Annotated in this window: 16 protein-coding genes; 14 read left to right on the forward strand and 2 right to left on the reverse strand. The window is 50.5% G+C overall.

Going from position 1 to position 15,838, the window contains the following annotated elements; all coding sequences use genetic code 11:
• Positions 1-4 precede the first annotated feature (4 nt).
• The 4 genes from EJE48_RS11975 (at position 5) to ybaK (ending at position 2,800) form a co-directional block, all read left to right on the forward strand.
• The gene (locus tag EJE48_RS11975; protein ID WP_118582150.1) at positions 5-562 is read left to right on the forward strand and encodes a GNAT family N-acetyltransferase; all 558 of its coding nucleotides are present in this window, start codon (positions 5-7) and stop codon (positions 560-562) included.
• 135 nt (positions 563-697) lie between these two features.
• The gene (locus EJE48_RS11980; protein ID WP_118582147.1) at positions 698-1,102 is read left to right on the forward strand and encodes a DUF6762 family protein; all 405 of its coding nucleotides are present in this window, start codon (positions 698-700) and stop codon (positions 1,100-1,102) included.
• Positions 1,092-2,306, forward strand: a complete 1,215-nt coding sequence (locus tag EJE48_RS11985) for a hypothetical protein (protein ID WP_118582144.1) — start codon at positions 1,092-1,094, stop codon at positions 2,304-2,306. Before EJE48_RS11980 ends, EJE48_RS11985 begins: the two co-directional genes overlap by 11 nt.
• 14 nt (positions 2,307-2,320) lie before the next feature.
• Positions 2,321-2,800: a Cys-tRNA(Pro) deacylase gene (gene ybaK / locus EJE48_RS11990; RefSeq protein ID WP_016407410.1), complete on the forward strand. Its 480-nt coding sequence runs from the start codon at positions 2,321-2,323 to the stop codon at positions 2,798-2,800.
• 93 nt (positions 2,801-2,893) lie between these two features.
• Here the strand turns inward: ybaK and EJE48_RS11995 are convergent, their stop codons facing one another.
• Positions 2,894-4,150, reverse strand: coding sequence for a stalk domain-containing protein (locus tag EJE48_RS11995; RefSeq protein WP_118582141.1), 1,257 nt, complete (start codon positions 4,148-4,150; stop codon positions 2,894-2,896).
• A 150-nt stretch (positions 4,151-4,300) separates the two neighbouring features.
• On the opposite strand from EJE48_RS11995, the gene EJE48_RS12000 reads away from it, so the two are divergent.
• The 10 genes from EJE48_RS12000 (at position 4,301) to EJE48_RS12045 (ending at position 12,323) form a co-directional block, all read left to right on the forward strand.
• The gene (locus EJE48_RS12000) at positions 4,301-4,825 is read left to right on the forward strand and encodes a GNAT family N-acetyltransferase (RefSeq protein WP_118582138.1); all 525 of its coding nucleotides are present in this window, start codon (positions 4,301-4,303) and stop codon (positions 4,823-4,825) included.
• A complete protein-coding gene (locus EJE48_RS12005; protein ID WP_118582135.1) occupies positions 4,825-5,790 on the forward strand; it encodes an ROK family glucokinase in 966 nt (321 codons plus the stop codon). Before EJE48_RS12000 ends, EJE48_RS12005 begins: the two co-directional genes overlap by 1 nt.
• A gap of 212 nt (positions 5,791-6,002) precedes the next feature.
• Positions 6,003-6,416 carry a hypothetical protein gene (locus EJE48_RS12010; RefSeq protein WP_016407406.1) on the forward strand — a complete coding sequence of 138 codons (414 nt, stop codon included), beginning with the start codon at positions 6,003-6,005 and terminating at the stop codon, positions 6,414-6,416.
• A 531-nt stretch (positions 6,417-6,947) separates the two neighbouring features.
• Positions 6,948-8,255, forward strand: a complete 1,308-nt coding sequence (locus EJE48_RS12015) for an acetyl-CoA hydrolase/transferase family protein (protein WP_118582132.1) — start codon at positions 6,948-6,950, stop codon at positions 8,253-8,255.
• Positions 8,256-8,361: 106 nt separating this feature from the next.
• Entirely contained in the window at positions 8,362-8,805 is a 444-nt protein-coding gene (locus EJE48_RS12020) for a deoxycytidylate deaminase (RefSeq protein ID WP_016407404.1), read from the forward strand.
• Positions 8,806-8,901: 96 nt separating this feature from the next.
• Positions 8,902-9,414 carry a CarD family transcriptional regulator gene (locus EJE48_RS12025; protein ID WP_118582129.1) on the forward strand — a complete coding sequence of 171 codons (513 nt, stop codon included), beginning with the start codon at positions 8,902-8,904 and terminating at the stop codon, positions 9,412-9,414.
• A gap of 132 nt (positions 9,415-9,546) precedes the next feature.
• Positions 9,547-10,155 carry a Holliday junction branch migration protein RuvA gene (gene ruvA / locus EJE48_RS12030; protein WP_118582290.1) on the forward strand — a complete coding sequence of 203 codons (609 nt, stop codon included), beginning with the start codon at positions 9,547-9,549 and terminating at the stop codon, positions 10,153-10,155.
• Positions 10,156-10,177: 22 nt separating this feature from the next.
• Complete coding sequence (gene ruvB / locus EJE48_RS12035) at positions 10,178-11,182, forward strand: Holliday junction branch migration DNA helicase RuvB (protein ID WP_118582126.1); 1,005 nt, start codon at positions 10,178-10,180, stop codon at positions 11,180-11,182.
• A gap of 12 nt (positions 11,183-11,194) precedes the next feature.
• Positions 11,195-11,458: a hypothetical protein gene (locus EJE48_RS12040; protein WP_124984591.1), complete on the forward strand. Its 264-nt coding sequence runs from the start codon at positions 11,195-11,197 to the stop codon at positions 11,456-11,458.
• A 112-nt stretch (positions 11,459-11,570) separates the two neighbouring features.
• Positions 11,571-12,323 carry a DUF975 family protein gene (locus EJE48_RS12045; RefSeq protein ID WP_124984592.1) on the forward strand — a complete coding sequence of 251 codons (753 nt, stop codon included), beginning with the start codon at positions 11,571-11,573 and terminating at the stop codon, positions 12,321-12,323.
• Between the two features lie 53 nt (positions 12,324-12,376).
• Here EJE48_RS12045 and addB read toward each other — a convergent pair whose 3' ends face one another.
• Entirely contained in the window at positions 12,377-15,775 is a 3,399-nt protein-coding gene (gene addB / locus EJE48_RS12050; RefSeq protein WP_124984593.1) for a helicase-exonuclease AddAB subunit AddB, read from the reverse strand.
• Positions 15,776-15,838: the final 63 nt, after the last annotated feature.

The raw sequence follows: 15,838 nt of genomic DNA on the forward strand, positions 1-15,838 counted from the left end.
TTCTATGAAAAATATAGAGGAAATCACAATCAGACCCGTAACCGAGGCAGATGCAGAGAAACTGCTTTCCATTTATGCCCCCTATGTAACCGATACCTTCGTCACCTATGAATATACCGTTCCGACCGTAGAGGAATTTCGGGAACGCATCCGCAATACCCTGCAGGCATATCCCTATTTTGCGGCAGTGGAAAACGGCAGAATCATCGGCTATGCCTATGCCTCTGCATTTCATCCCAGAAGGGCGTATCTCTGGTCTGCGGAAGCAACAGTTTATCTGGAACGCGGGGTGCGTGGGCGCGGTGTCGGCAGGCTGCTGTATGAAAGGCTGGAGGAAACGCTGAAGCAGCAGAATGTGCAGAATGTCAATGCCTGCATTGCTTATCCGAATCCGCAGAGCATTGCCTTCCATGAAAAAATGGGCTATCGTGCGGTCGGGAAATTCACTGACTGCGCCTATAAGCTGGAGCAGTGGCTCGGCATGATCTGGATGGAAAAAATGCTGGGCGCGCACGAAAATCCCCCGAAGGAATTTATTCCCTACCCCGAAATTCTGAAATAAAACGGGAACAAAGCTGAGAAATTTTCGTCAGAGGGGATAGACCTGTGAAATTGTGGGATTTGTTGCAAGAAAGCGGGTTTTGTAGTATACTGAACAGATAACTGTGGGTATCATTGTGAATGAAGGAGAACATTTATGGAAGAAACAACAATCGTGATCATGTTGAAGGATGAAGAAACCGGCTTTCTGGATCAGGAGCTTGGCTCCTATTCCGTTCCCGAAAGGGCAGAGCTGATCTGGAGCATTTATGTCAAGAGTAACGAGGTTGTGCTTCGCTTAAGCTGCGACAGAGAGCTTGAGGATTGGGAATACGAAGCGGTTTTTGATTATTACGATACGGAACCTGTAGGTGCTCTGGTGGATACCATCATAGAGGAGGAGGGCCATTGCGACCCTGTCTGGATTGTCGGGTTCCCCTTTATTGATGATCAGGATGCCATGGAAGAAAAGCTTGCAAAAATCCTGCAGGCACACGAAAAAGAGCTCTGTTCTGTTTTTGATGCAATCAAGGATAAAGAGGATGATTACCGTGAGGAATAAAGGTATCTTTTGCCTGCTTCTGGCTTTTTGCGTGTTCTTGATGAGCAGCTGCAACCTGAGCAGTCCCCTTCCCCCCGATGCAGATGCTGCGGATGGAAAGGGCGGCACAACGGAGATTATCGTGCCGGGTGGAAAAACGGATAAAGCCGATGAAAAGCAGGCGGCTGAAAAGGCCAAGAATGATGAAAAAAAGAACGAAAAGTCGGACAGCAAGAAAGGCACGCAGAATAAGCCCTTTTGGCAGGCATCCAAGGTGTATGACACTCTGACGGCGGTTGCCGCGGCGGCACAGCAGGATTATAAGGTCAACGGCGCGAAACGCGGCTGGATGAGCAAAAACGGCAAGCTTTACGGCTATTATGATGGCTGCTACATAACCCCGGACATGCTGGTGAAGGAGGGCTATCTGGAAAGCGGTCTGGATACGTCCGGATTTGAGCTCTTGCTGATTGATGGGGAGGATTTGGCGGCGTATAATGGCGCAAGCGTTTCCTCGGGCAATATGAATTTCGGCGTATTTGCGGCAGTGAAGCAGAATGGGAAATATCTGCTGGCCTCTCCGAGCGGCAAGGCGGGGCAGATTGTCCAGTCTGATTATCAGTCGCTTCTGGCAAAATATAACCAGAGCCATGGCAATATCGGGCGGCTGTCCTCCGCAACGGCGGAATATGGGCGGATTCTGAATTATATCTGCCTGTATGAAGGGCGCTTCGCGGATTATTATGTGCGTGAAATCCGAAAGGATAATAAATATGCCGTTGTGGTATTTTCCACCACAGGCAATACGGCAAATATCAAGGAATATGTTTTGAAGAATGATAATGGCTTTTGGGAGGTTGTCTATCCCAATGTGCAGATGGATGCTTATCCCATTACTGCCATCAATCGGCTGATTCCCGATTTTAATGTGGAAGTTCTGCCGAAATATAACCTTGCGGCATGGCGCGGTCTGGTGAAGGCGGAGCAGGGCGGCGCAGTGGCGGCAATGTTCGGGAAGTATTATATTACCAGCAAAACGCAGATTCAGTATCAGTGTGCAACGGCGAACTGTGCGTATTTCCGCCTGACAGACGGCTCTCGCTATGTTGCCTATTCCAACGGAGATTACTGGACGGCGGCACCCGTTTCCTCTGATATTGCGGCAAGGAATTATTTCATGGAACGCACCGGCGGCGATTACAGCTTTATTATTCTGGATGATTAAAAGAGGGTGGTTTTATGACAAAGACCAATGTGATGCGTCTTCTGGAGGCGGCAGGGATTGCCTACCGCACTGCGGAGTATGAATATGATGAAGCGAACCTTTCGGGACTGCATGCGGCGGAGCAGGTTGGCATGGATGCGGAGCAGGTGTTTAAAACACTGGTAACCAGAGGGGATAAAACAGGGATTCTGGTATTCTGTATCCCTGTGGATATGGAACTGGATTTGAAAAAGGCGGCATCTGTTTCCAAAAATAAGAAGGTGGAAATGACGCACATGAAGGAGCTGCTGGGGCTGACGGGCTATATCCGCGGCGGCTGCTCCCCAATCGGGATGAAGAAAAAATACCCCACCTTTATTGATGAAACCTGTATCCTCTTTGATGAAATCGCGGTCAGCGCAGGGGTGCGCGGCGAACAGGTGATTCTGAATCCGCAGGATCTGGTGCAGTATATCGAAGCGACAGAGGCAGACATCACAAAGCCGATGGAATAAAACAAAAAAAGAAAAATAAAAAAATAAGAAGAAATAAGAAAACAGCGACTTCTGAGAAACCGGAAATCGCTGTTTTTTGCTATTGCTTTTCTGTTATTTTGTAATTTTAATGCTCTCGCTGGGAGCGCTTTCCTGCCCATCAATCACTGTGGTCACACGCAGATAGCAGGTACCGTTGACAGAGATGCCGAAGCACTGTGGATATCCCCAGTACCATTTTTCGCTGCTGTTATTGCTGATGCGCGTGTATGGCCCATCCGGAGTGAGGGATTTGTATACATAATAATGGTCTGCGCCGTAAACGGGAGCCCATGAAACGTATGCGTAGCCGTCCTGCGCCAGCCTTGCGCGCAGATTCTGCGGTGCAGAGGGGGTATAGGTGTAGCCCTGCATTGCGCTGAGCGGCAGAGAAAGCTTCTGCGGCACCTGCAATACCTGTGCGATGGGGATAGAGAAATAATGCGAGTCCCCAAAGAAGGAGGTCATGCCGATGACCTCACCGGTGCTGTTGAATAAAGCACCGCCGCTGCTGCCGGGGGCAATGACGGCGGAGGTGGAAATCACATCCGTATCATAGCCGTTGATTGTGCCTGTGCTGACAGTGTTGCGCGCGCCGCCGGGAGAGCCGATGGACGTAACCGCATCCCCAACCTTGTAGGAAAAGGCAGGCGTTGCGGCAGAAAGGTCCGTTTTTTCGATTCTCAGAAGGGCGATGTCGGCGGAAGTATCAAGTCCGACTACGGTTGTCGTGCCTTGATAAATCGTGCCGTCCGCAAACACAAACTGCGCGGTTGCCGCACCCTTAATTACATGGTAATTCGTGGCAATCAGACCATCTGCGGAAAGCACAATGCCACTGCCCTGCATTTTATTCGTCTGGATATAAACAACGGAATCATTGTTTTCTGTCTTTTCCGGTGCCGTATATTCCGCGGAATGGATGGAAACCGAGGAGGTGCTCTGGTTCCATGTGACCTCTGCGCCGCTGTATTCGGCTAAGAAGCGAAGCGGCACGAAGGTGCGCCCATTCCTGATTTTTGCCGGAGCATCAATAGAAACCGCTTTGCCGTTGACGATGGCTGTTTTTTCGTCAGGATGCAGGGAAATCTGTATTTCGTCCTTTTCTGCGAGGACGGTTTTGCTTTCCTCCTGCCATGCAACAGAATACCCCAGAGATTCCAGAATGCCGCGCATGGGTACTAATACGCGGTCGTTTTCGATAAAGGGAGCTTCAGCAAACGAAACAGCCTTATCATCCAGAAAAATGCGAATGGATGCCGCTGCCGCTGTCTGCATGGAGCATAAAAAGAGAAACAGAAAGAGGAAACTACCTCTTACCAATCGTTTCATGGTGGTTCACTTCCTTTCTAGCATAAAGTATATCACAGAACAGGGCTTTGCGGACAAAATTTAGAAAAATTTAAGAAATGTGCGCGCATGGCAGGAGGATTTGATTTTTTCCTGTATTTATAGTATCCTCTTAGGACGGAGGTGAGGATAATGTTTGAACGAATTACGGAGAAAACCTTTGATGAAATTTTTCCCTTGCTGGAAAGCGCGTTCCCTGTGACGGAATTACGCGTGAAGGAGGACCAGCGCGCACTGCTGAAAGAGCCATGCTATCGGCTTTACGGCGTGCGCAGAGAAGGCGTGTTTGCGGCAACCTTTGCGACATGGGAAATCGAGGATTTTTTATATATTGAGCATTTTGCGGTAAAAGAGGAATACCGCAACGGCGGCTACGGCGGCATGCTTCTGGATGCCCTTCTGGCGGAGAAAAAACGCCCGATGGTGCTTGAGGTGGAGCTGCCGGAGGATGCGCTGACAAGGCGGCGGATTGGCTTTTATGAGCGGCATGGACTTGTGTTCAACAGCTATCCCTATTTGCAGCCGCCCATGCGAAAGGGGCAGGGAGTCCTGCCGCTGCGGCTGATGACGAAGCCTGCCGCCATCGATGCAAAAACCTATCAGCGGTATAAGAAACGGATACACAGCATCGTATATAAATATGAGGGTGATTTGTAATGGGCTATTGCTTTGGAATCGATATCGGCGGCACGACGGTGAAAATCGGGCTTGCGGCAGAGGATGGAACGCTTCTGGAAGGATGGGAAATTCCTACCCGAAAGGAGCCGACACCGGAGGGTCTTCTGTTGGACATCAGGGTGTCCATACTGGACAGATTGGACAGGGGACTGGACAGGGGAAAAAAGCAAAAAATCCGCAGAGCGGACATCCTCGGCATCGGCATGGCTGCCCCCGGTGCGGTGACGGCGGATGGCATCCTGCATGGCGCGGTCAATATCGGCTGGGGAGATGTGGCACTTGCCGAGGAGGCAGAGCGCATCATCGGCATTTCACCCGTCTGCGTTGGGAATGATGCCCGTCTGGCGGCATTGGGCGAAGCAGCCTACGGCGCAGGTGTCGGGGCGAGGAGCATGCTCATGGTGACGCTTGGCACGGGAGTTGGCGGCGGCGTGGTGCTGAACGGGAAGGTTCTCATGGGGGAGAGCGGTGTGGCAGGCGAAATCGGGCACATGACGGTGAATCCCTTTGAGACGGTGCGCTGCAACTGCGGCAAAATGGGCTGTCTGGAGCAATATGCCTCTGCGACGGGAATGGTGCGCGTGGCGAAGCAGGTTCTTGCTAAGCGGAGAGAGGATTCCCTGCTGCGGCAGAAGGAGGTAACGGCAAAGACCCTCTGGGATGCGGCGCGGGCAGGCGATGCGCTTGCCAATGAGATTACGGATGCGGTTTCGGCGTATCTGGGGATGGCGCTTGCCAATGCGATGTATCTTGTGGATACGGAGAAAATCGTATTTGGCGGCGGCGTTTCTAAGGCAGGGGAGCTGCTTCTGCAAAAAGTCGAAAAAGCCTACAGGAGCAGGGTTTTCGCGCACAGCAGAGAAAAGGAATTCCTTTTGGCAAAGCTGGGCAATGCCGCAGGGATGCGCGGCGCGGCGGCATTGTTGCTACAGAAAATCAGATAGAAGCATGTAAATAGTGGACAAAAACGGTGTTAAGTTTTTGTGAAAATATGCTGAAAAAGAAAAATGACAAAAATTCCGCGCAAAAAAGAAGGAAAACACGGAGTTTTGGAGAATTTACAATATAACAGGAAACATCCGAAGCGGATATCCTGTCAAATTATGAATGATTCAAAGGCATACCACCGGAAAACTATTTAAAGGGGGAGATTGCAATGGTTAAAATTCTTGCAGGCGAAAAAGGTGAAGGCAAAACAAAAAGAATGATCGACATGGCAAATGCAGCCGGCAAAGAGGCAAAGGGCAATATTGTCTTTGTTGATGACGACAACAGCCACATGTACGATTTGCATTATAGTGTGCGTTTCGTAGAAACACCGAAGTTCATTATGGAAGATCCACAGGTATTCAGAGGCTTTGTGTGTGGTATCCTTTCTCAGAACAGTGATATTGAAACCATTTACATTGATGGGTTGAACCATATTATGGACAGAATCAGCGACGCAGATTTCACAGCCTTCATTCAGGAATTGGATAAGACTTCCAAGGAAGCGGAAATGGATATGGTTATGATTATCAGCCGCAAAACAGATGCACTTCCTGCAGAGGTACAGCAGTATCTGATTTAATCTTTTAAAATTGAAACATTCATGAACCGAAAAGGGACTCTTTTTAGAGTCCTTTTTAGGTGTCGACAAAGTCGACCCCTAAGTCGAAATCAGGATTTCGACTTGTTTAGACAGGTGAATAAACAGACGAGTTCCATCGGCTAAAAAGCCTTGAAACTCGCCGTTTTCCTCGCCGGAAATGAATTCCGACTGCGGATTCCATTCAGGAAACTCCTTCGTTTCCCGAACCTTTCCGCGGCATCAAAACAACCTTGTCTACAGACTGAGGGGGGCTCTTTTTAGAGTCCTTTTTTATTGTAAAGGAATATTGTTTGCAAGAAAAAACAGTTGTAGGACAAAAAGGACAAAATTTGCTTAAATTTTTGTATAATTTGAAGAACAGAACAGTATTTCGCTTTACTTTTTGGCTTTCTTTGTGCTAAAATACAAGCTATAGAACGTATTTTGTATGCAAAAATGGAAAAATAGAACAATTCTTTGTTTATTTTTTTTAACGAAATCATGGAGAGAAACCAGAAAGGGAGAACAGACATGAACAAATTTCAGGAAATGTACCGTGCAAAACTGAAAACGGCGGAAGAGGTTGCAATGTATGTAAAATCCGGTGATATCTGTGCCTGTCCTACAGGCCTGGAGGAGCCCGAAACCATCTGTGCGGCTGTCGGCGAAAGAGCAAGACGCGGCGAAATCACAGGAGTACAGCACCATGCGATTCTGTCCGTAAAGGGCAATGCGTTTATGGACCCTGCACTCAAGGGTAAATATGATTATGTATCCTGGTTTACAGGCGGCGCAGGCAGAAAAGCGATTCAGCAGGGCTACTATACCTATGTACCGAATAACTACAGCACAGCACCCGGCTACTGGAGAGACTGTATGCCCAGACTGGATGTATTTTATGCTGAGGTTTCCCCGATGGATAAGCATGGCTATTTCTCCTGCGGCATGGCCGGAGCAGAGGTGGTTGCGCTGAGAGATAAGGCAACTATCATCCTGCTGGAGGTCAACGAAAAAATGCCCCGTGTTATGGGGAATAACCTGATTCACATTTCTCAGGTAACGGCTCTGTGCGAATCCTGCCATGAGCTGCTGGAGCTGCCCGAAACCGTACTGACAGAAACAGATAAGAAAATCGGTCAGATGATTGCGGACGAGGTTCCCAACGGCGCAACCCTGCAGCTGGGGATTGGCGGCGTTCCCAATGCGGTTGGCGTTCTGCTGCGCGATAAGAAGGACTTGGGTCTGCATACCGAAATGTTTACAGACAGCATGGTTGACCTGCTTGAATGCGGCGCAGTAACCAATATGAAAAAGCCCATCAATGTCGGCAAAACGATTGCCACACTGGCTTGGGGCACAAAGAAAATGTACGAATACATGGACGATAACCCTGCATTTGAAATGCACCCCGTTGATTATACAAACAACCCCTATGTCATCGGTCAGCATGACAACTTCATTTCCGTGAATGCCTGTGTAGAGATTGACCTGTTTGGTCAGGTATGTGCGGAATCTCTGGGCACACTGCATTACAGCGGTTCCGGCGGTCAGGTGGACTTCGTGCGCGGCGCGAACCTTTCCAAGGGCGGCAAGGGCTTTATCGCGATGACCTCTACCGCGAAAAACGGTACGGTTTCCAAGGTAAAACCCGTGCTGACACCCGGCTCCATTGTGACAACCTCTAAGAATGAAGTGGACTTCCTGGTAACGGAAAACAATATTGTTCGTCTGAAGGGCAGAACCGCAAGCGAAAGAGCGAAAATGATTATCTCTCTGGCGGCACCCGAATTCAGAGATGAGCTGCTGTTTGAAGCAAAGAAAATGAATCTGATTGTATAAGTGGTAGTAACACAAAAGCCCGACCGAAAGGTCGGGCTTTTGTGTTGCGTTTCGGATAGATTTATGGTATGTTGAAACAAAACCATGGAAAAAGGAGGTAGGAGCGGTGAGAAAAAGCTGGGACGAATATTTCATGGAAATTGCTGAGATTGTAAAAACACGCTCGACCTGCCTGCGCAGACAGGTGGGGGCGGTGATTGTAAAGGATAACCGTATCATTACGACAGGCTACAACGGTGCGCCCTCGGGGCTGCGCCACTGCACGGACATCGGCGGCTGTGAACGGGAGCGGCTGCATATTCCCTCGGGACAGCGGCATGAGCTTTGCCGCGCACTGCATGCGGAGCAGAACGCCATCATTCAGGCGGCGAAGGTGGGTGTGAGTACGGAGGGGGCGACGATTTATATTACTTTGCAGCCCTGTGTCATCTGTGCGAAAATGTTGGTTAACGCAGGCATCACGCGTATTGTGCACAGGGGCGAATACCCCGACCCCCTTTCGCAGTCCATTCTGGCAGAGGCAGGGATTGAGGTTATGGCAATGGACTGATTTTTCGGGATTTTTCCCAGTTGCATCAGAAAAAATTTTTGTGGTATACTTATATCAGAAAAGCTTATGAATATGGAGGATGCAGGAGGGAGAACGATGTTTCGGAAGGGTGAATATGTCATTTATGGAAATAACGGTATTTGCTGCATCGAGGAGATTGGTGTGCCGCGCGATACGCCGCTGGGAGACAGCGGGAAGGAATATTACACGCTTGCGCCGGTATTTTCCAGTGGGAAAATTTATGCGCCTTTGGATACGAAGGTATTCATGCGCCCGATTCTGACAAAGGCGGAAGCGGAGGAGTTGATTTTGCAGATTCCCGAAATTCGGGCAGAGGAGGTCATCGGGCAGGATGTGCGCGCCCTTGGAGAGAAATACAAGGGCTGTCTGGATACGCACCGATGCGAGGATTTGGTCAGGCTGATTAAAACCGTTTACCGCAAGGAGAAAAGACTGGAGGAAAACGGCAAAAAGCTTGCAAAGACTGAACGGGAATACAGCAAGCTGGCGAAGGAGCTGCTTCACAGAGAATTTTCTATGGCACTGGAGGTTCCTTATGATGAGGTGGAGAATTATATTACGGAAAAAGTGGCGGCATTGCAAAAGTAAGATGAGGAATAACCCTGAATCGAGTGGATTCGGGGTTTTTTGTTTGGCTTGCGCTTTCTTTCCGCTTTGGGTATAATGAAGCTAAAAGAGAAACGAATGTTCTCTTGTATTCTGAAGAAATTTGGTGAGAGTATGATTTCCTATATCAAAGGCACATTGGAGCGGCGCGGCGAGAATGACATTATTGTGGAGGCAGGCGGTATCGGCTACCGTATTTTTGTTTCCCCTGCCACATTGGCGAAGCTGCCGCAGACGGGCGAAGCGGTGCAGATTTTTACATATTTCAGCGTGAAGGAGGATGGTATGAGCCTGTACGGCTTTGCGGCGAGAGAGGAGCAGGAGATGTTTGAAAAGCTGCTGCTGGTAAACGGCGTAGGCCCGAAGGGGGCATTAGGCTTTCTTTCGGTGCTGAACCCCTCCGAAATTGTGATGGCAATTTTATCGGATGATGTGAAAACGCTTTCCAAGGCACCAGGGGTCGGCAGAAAAACGGCACAGCGCGTGATTTTGGATTTGAAGGATAAATTCAAAACAGAGGATGCGGTTTCCTCGTTCGAGGGGGCGGCAGGCATTGCGGAAAGCGTTGGCGGCGGTGATGCGAAATTTGAAGCGATTGATGCCATGACGGCGTTGGGCTACAGCCGCAGTGAGGCGGCACAGGCGGTCAATGCGGTTGCGGCAGAGGGCATGACAACAGAGGATATTTTGAAGGCGGCGCTCAAGCGCATGATTACCTTCTGAGGATAGAGGACAGGTGTTTTAGTTGGAAAACAGACGAATTTTGACGACAGGCTTACGGGAGGAAGACCGCGAGCTGGAGCCAAAGCTGCGCCCTGCTACGCTGGAAAGCTACATCGGGCAGGAAAGCGTAAAGGAGAATATGCGCGTGTTTATCGAGGCGGCAAAGCAGAGGAAAGAGGCTCTTGACCATGTGCTTTTATATGGCCCGCCGGGGTTAGGGAAAACTACGCTCTCGAACATCATTGCAAATGAGATGGACGTGCATATCAAGACGACCTCCGGCCCTGCGATTGAACGCCCGGGGGATATGGCGGCGGTGCTGAACAGCTTAAATGAGGGGGATATTCTCTTTATTGATGAAATTCATCGGCTGAACCGCATGATTGAGGAGATTCTTTATCCTGCGATGGAGGATTTTGTGATTGATATTATGATTGGCAAGGGGCCGGGGGCACGCTCTGTGCGGCTGGATTTGCCGCGGTTTACGCTGATTGGCGCAACGACTAGAATCGGGCTTCTGACTGCCCCTTTGCGCGACAGATTCGGCGTGGTGCAGCGGCTGGAGCCATACAGCGTGGAGAATCTGAAAATCATTCTGAAGCGCTCTGCTGCGGTGTTGCAGGTGGAGATGGAGGAAGGCGGTGCAGAGGAGATTGCGCGCCGCTCCCGTGGGACACCGCGACTGGCAAACCGCATGCTCAAGCGTGTGCGTGACTTTGCACAGGTGCGCTATGACGGGGTGATTACGGAGGAAGTGGCGAGATTCGCACTGGATTTACTGGATATTGACAAGGTGGGGCTTGACCAGACGGACAGAAAGATGCTGCTGACGATGATTGAAAAATTCGGCGGAGGACCAGTTGGGCTGGATACCCTTGCGGCATCTATCAACGAGGAATCCGAGACGATTGAGGATGTGTATGAGCCGTATTTGCTGCAGCTGGGGTATATTCAGCGCACCCCCAGAGGACGCGTGGTGACAAGGCTTGGCTATGCCCATTTCGGCATGACACCGCCTGAGAATTGAAAGGAGAGCAAAATGAAATTAAAGATAAACGAAGTGATTGCGGATGTGAAGGATGAGCTGCTTTGCTACGAGGAGGGCGAAGCGGTGGTAGACAGATGGGAAAAGGAATTTCGGGAATGGATTGAGAAAAACAAGGGCAAGCACAAGGATATTGTTGCGGATAAGAACGGCGTTTTTCTGAAAATCAAGGATGAGGAGGAAATTTTCGAGATTGCCGATTCCTATCTGGATGCAGTTGCGGAAGGAAATGTAAAGAAATATTGGGAAACCTTCTAAGCCGGAAATTGATTTTCTAAGATTTTCTTAAGAATCGGGCGGCGTTGTTGTGTCGAAGAATGTTTTCTGCTATGCTGAAAGAAAAGGTCAGCTTTTGAAAGGGGGACACAATATGAGATGTGCGGCGGATTTTCGGGCAGAGGCCAGAGCGGCGTTGAAGGGACGCTGGGGACTTGCAATCGGGATTGGTTTTCTTGCGATGGTTTTGGGCGGCTTTACAGGCATGGGACTGCCAGAGATCACATTGAGATTTGAGGGCGGCGACCTTCAGATCACCCTTGAGGCATTGGGGCAAACCCTGCACCCGTTAGATATGATTGCAGGAGGAACCCTTCTTGTTGGGCTTGGTGTTATTATCGTGCTTGGCTGGCTTGTGCGGATGCTGATTGGAATGATTGTTACGGTTGGCTATATGAAATTCAATATGGATTTGATTGATGGCGAGATTGGCGGCGTGGAAATGCTGTTTCGGTATTTTCGGCAATGGCGCACAATGCTTGCGGCAGGCTTATTGCAGGCGATATATATCCTTGGCTGGACGCTGCTGTTCATTATTCCGGGGATTATTGCGATTTATCGTTATTCCATGACAAGCTGCATTCTGGCGGAAAATCCTGAGATGGGGGCAAATGATGCTATTACCCGTTCCAAGGAATTGATGAAGGGGAATAAGTGGCGGCTGTTTTGCATGGAAATCAGCTTTATCGGCTGGATGATTTTATCTGTTTTTACATTCGGCATTGGGGATTTATGGCTGACACCTTACAGAGCGGCGGCACACGCAGCATTTTACAGAGAGCTGGTGCCTTTGGCACAGCCTGTGGCAGAGGAAATGCCGACAGAAGAAAACAGTATTTCAGAATAAAATGAAAGTCCTTCCCATGGGGGTAAGCCTGTGGGAGGGACTTTTTTGCATGATTATTCGGTTTCGGGGGGCTGTTTGGGGGTGATGCTTTCCCAGAAATCCACTTTATCTATTTTCTTCAGCTTTCGCCACTTGGGTGCCTCGGCATAGCTATGGCGGCAAAGGGAGCGATAGCTGCAATAGGCGCAGGGGGTACGCTGCCCATCGCGATAGGGGGCAGGGGCAATGATGCCTGCCTTCATGGCATCGCCGATTTCCTGCGTGCGCGTGGCAACGAAATCCAGAATGGCGGCATACTGCTCCTCGGTTGCGAGATTTGAGGCGGCGGTAGGGTCGCCTTTTTTGGTATAGCCGACAGGCACGATGGCGGAGCTGCGGCTTTCGGCAAGGCTATGATCTAAGCCATGGATAAGAACATCCTCCTGCAAAAGCAGTCCCGACATTCGCATTTTTTCATAGAGAATTTTTTCGATTGCCTCGGCGGAAAGCTCCTCATCAAGGGCAAGGGTGGGGTCTGTGATGCGGAAATAAAAGACACCGCCCGGCTTGAAGGATGCGCCTGTTTTTTTATAATACTTGAGATACGCATCCAGATAAACGAGAAGCTGTAATTGCAGACCGTAATAAATATCCTGAAAATGGAAGGTCTTATTGCCCGATTTGTAGTCGATGATTTTGACATAGCGTGTGCCGCTGGCATCAAGCAAATCCACGCGGTCGATTTTACCGTTAAGAATCAGACTGCCGCCATCCTGTAGGCGAATGACAATCGGGGGGAGGGCTTCATGTGCGCCGAAGCCGACCTCATAGCCTGCCGGAACGAAATCTCCCTGCTGTAAATGCTGCACCAGCGTCCATGCGGCACGGGTGGAAATGCGTTTCAGGCGGCGGATAAGGTATTGATTTGCGGCAGAATCCAGAAGGATACGATTGCCCAGACGAGGGGCGGCATCCTCTACGGCGGCATGGATACGGGCGGTGGTTTCTTCCTTCGTGAGCGATGTCCAGGGGAGGCTGTCCTGCTCCAATTTGTTGGAGAACAGCTCCAGAACCTCATGGAACAGAGACCCCAAATCGGGGGTATTGAGCTGATAAAGCCGCCGTTCCTCCGCCTTCAGACCATATTCCGCGAAGAAGGAGAAGGGGCAGCCTGCGAATCGTTCCAGACGGGAAACGCTCGAAAAAATATTTTTGCCGTAAAGCGTCTTTGCCGTTTTCGGGGAGAGCCGCTCGGGCTTTGCCGTTTTGCCGATGCCCTGCTTCAGAAGGGAAAGGTGCTTCTGCCATTGGCTGTTTTCGTCAAAAAAGCCATAGATATCCTGCCAGAGGGGAGAAAGCGGCGCTTCTGCCGTTGCCTTCCGCATTTCGCCGCCAAGCAGATGGAAAACGGCGGCAGGGGCGGTTTCTTCTAAATCGAAGGCGGGCATGGGCTCGATTTGCAGGCCTTCATCCAGACGCTGAAGCCGTTCAATCAGAGAGGAGGGGGACAGCTCCCGACCCTCGGCATCATTGGCGGCATAGGTGAGCCATAGACCCTTGGAGGGTCTGGTTAAGCCGCGATAGATGAGGAATTGCTCCTCGAAGATTTTCTGCTTGCCGCCGCTTGCCAGCTCTACGCCTTGGGCGGTCAGAAGGTCGCGCTCGGCTTCGGTGAAAATGCCCTGTGCCGTGGCAGGAGAGGGGAGAACGCCTTCATTGACACCAAGCACGAAAAGATATTTGATTTCGGGCAGGCGGCTGCGTTCGATATCCCCAATCAGAAGGCAATCGGCGGTCGGCGGAATGACACCCATGGAGCATTTTTCCAGACCTGCCTTGAGAATTTTTGCCATTTCTTCTAAGGTGAGTTCTTCCTTGCCGAGGATGGCATCTGCCTTTTCCAGAACATCCATTACTAATTGCCAAATCTGGCGGTATTCCTCCGCCTTATTGAGATTGCCTGCGGAGGTGGCGGATTGCGCCCAGACATCGAGCGTTTCGGCGGCGTGGAGCTGCTCCAGATGGGAGAGCAATGCCTGTAAAAATTCCCGAAGGGGAAAGACCTTCTTCTGCGGAAGGGCAAGAAGGGGGGCGAAGGGCGCAAGCACCCTGTCCCGCAGAAGATTAACCGCATCTACGGCTTCTGCGCCCTCGCGTTGGATGCCGTAATCCCAAGTATCCTGCCGCCACTTCCAGCCCTTGATGCCATAGGCAAGGACGTAGTTTTCCAGAATATCGATTTCCTCTGTGGAAAGCAGGCTCAAGCCGGATTTTAAATAGGAGAAAACGGCTTCATATTTAAAATCATACACCAAAATATCCAACAGAGAGGTCAGCAGGGTGACAAGGGGGTGTGCGGTGGTTTCGCGGCGCGCGTCAATAAAGCAGGGGATATCGTATTCCTCTAAAATGCCGCGCAGACTCTTTTCATAGGTCTCCATGGCGTTTGTTACAATGGCAATTTGGCGGAAGCGCAGACCTTCCTCGCGCACCAGACGGAGGATTTTCCCTGCGGCAAAGCGAATTTCCTCCTGCAGGGAAGGGCAGGCAACCACATGAACGCTTTCGGCAAGCGGTGCTTTGCGGAAAAAGCTGTGGAAATATTCCTGCTCCAGATTGCGGAGGGCATCCGTTTCGGCACGGAAATTTTTTTCAAGAAGGGTCGGCGGCACGGGGGCAAGCTGTAATTCTTCTGCCAGAGCGAGCAGCTTTTTCTTCGTCAGATATGGTTCGTAAAATGGCGCGGAGGGCGGCAAAAATGCACCGTAAAAGCTGTTTTTATCCATCGGCAGGGTGATGTTGACCTGCGCGGAAAGCTGCAGCAGGCGGCGGATGACGCTGTATTCCTGCGGCGTGAAGCCATAAAAGCCGTCCAGCCAGAATTCCGTATCGGCAAAGCCAAGGCTTTCATCCAGACGCTCCGCCAGAAGCCCAAGGGTTTCATCGGCGGAAATATATTCCTGCCTGAGAAAATCCAGATAGGAACGATAGATGCGGTTCAAATCAGTCAGCTTTTCTCTTGCGGCATGGGAAAGCCCTTCTGCCTGCGCGAGGGTTTCTGTATCCTCCGGAGAAATGCGGTACTGAAAAAATTCGGAGATGGTCAGACCCAGCTGGTCGATAAAGCCGGGCTGCTCCAGAACGCTGTGGAAATAGGAAATATTGTCCTTTTCCGCCAGAAGGATTTTCCGCAGTGCCATTGCCTTGCCGATATCCCCCAGAGGGAGGCGATTGCCGATTCCCTTTTTGGAGAACACCCGATGCGCCAGACGACCGAAGCTGAGCACTTCGGCGGTGAGGATGGCGTTCTGCCCGGTTGCGGCAATCAAATCCCGTTCCGCCTGTGAGGTGAACTGCTCGGGCACAATGAGAATCTGCCGTTTCGCTCCCGTATTCGATTGATGGATGATTTCCTCTATGCAGAGGTGGGTTTTGCCTGTGCCGGCTCTGCCGATGATGAAACGCAGTCCCATTTTTATCCCTTCTTTCTGATTCGTTTCTTCCTCTATGATACAAAAGGGACAGCCTTTTTTCAA

Origin of the sequence: Anaerotignum faecicola (assembly GCF_003865035.1) — a bacterium.
Classification (GTDB): domain Bacteria; phylum Bacillota; class Clostridia; order Lachnospirales; family Anaerotignaceae; genus Anaerotignum_A; species Anaerotignum_A faecicola.

Excerpts from the sequence above, each read along its gene's own strand:
- ruvA (WP_118582290.1), top strand. The coding sequence starts at position 9,547 with ATGATTTCCTATATCAAAGGCACATTGGAGCGGCGCGGCGAGAATGAC.
- EJE48_RS12010 (WP_016407406.1), top strand. The coding sequence starts at position 6,003 with ATGGTTAAAATTCTTGCAGGCGAAAAAGGTGAAGGCAAAACAAAAAGA.
- EJE48_RS11995 (WP_118582141.1), bottom strand. The coding sequence starts at position 4,150 with ATGAAACGATTGGTAAGAGGTAGTTTCCTCTTTCTGTTTCTCTTTTTA.
- addB (WP_124984593.1), bottom strand. The coding sequence starts at position 15,775 with ATGGGACTGCGTTTCATCATCGGCAGAGCCGGCACAGGCAAAACCCAC.
- EJE48_RS12000 (WP_118582138.1), top strand. The coding sequence starts at position 4,301 with ATGTTTGAACGAATTACGGAGAAAACCTTTGATGAAATTTTTCCCTTG.
- EJE48_RS12045 (WP_124984592.1), top strand. The coding sequence starts at position 11,571 with ATGAGATGTGCGGCGGATTTTCGGGCAGAGGCCAGAGCGGCGTTGAAG.
- EJE48_RS12040 (WP_124984591.1), top strand. The coding sequence starts at position 11,195 with ATGAAATTAAAGATAAACGAAGTGATTGCGGATGTGAAGGATGAGCTG.
- EJE48_RS12025 (WP_118582129.1), top strand. The coding sequence starts at position 8,902 with ATGTTTCGGAAGGGTGAATATGTCATTTATGGAAATAACGGTATTTGC.
- EJE48_RS11975 (WP_118582150.1), top strand. The coding sequence starts at position 5 with ATGAAAAATATAGAGGAAATCACAATCAGACCCGTAACCGAGGCAGAT.
- EJE48_RS11980 (WP_118582147.1), top strand. The coding sequence starts at position 698 with ATGGAAGAAACAACAATCGTGATCATGTTGAAGGATGAAGAAACCGGC.
- ybaK (WP_016407410.1), top strand. The coding sequence starts at position 2,321 with ATGACAAAGACCAATGTGATGCGTCTTCTGGAGGCGGCAGGGATTGCC.
- EJE48_RS12015 (WP_118582132.1), top strand. The coding sequence starts at position 6,948 with ATGAACAAATTTCAGGAAATGTACCGTGCAAAACTGAAAACGGCGGAA.
- EJE48_RS12005 (WP_118582135.1), top strand. The coding sequence starts at position 4,825 with ATGGGCTATTGCTTTGGAATCGATATCGGCGGCACGACGGTGAAAATC.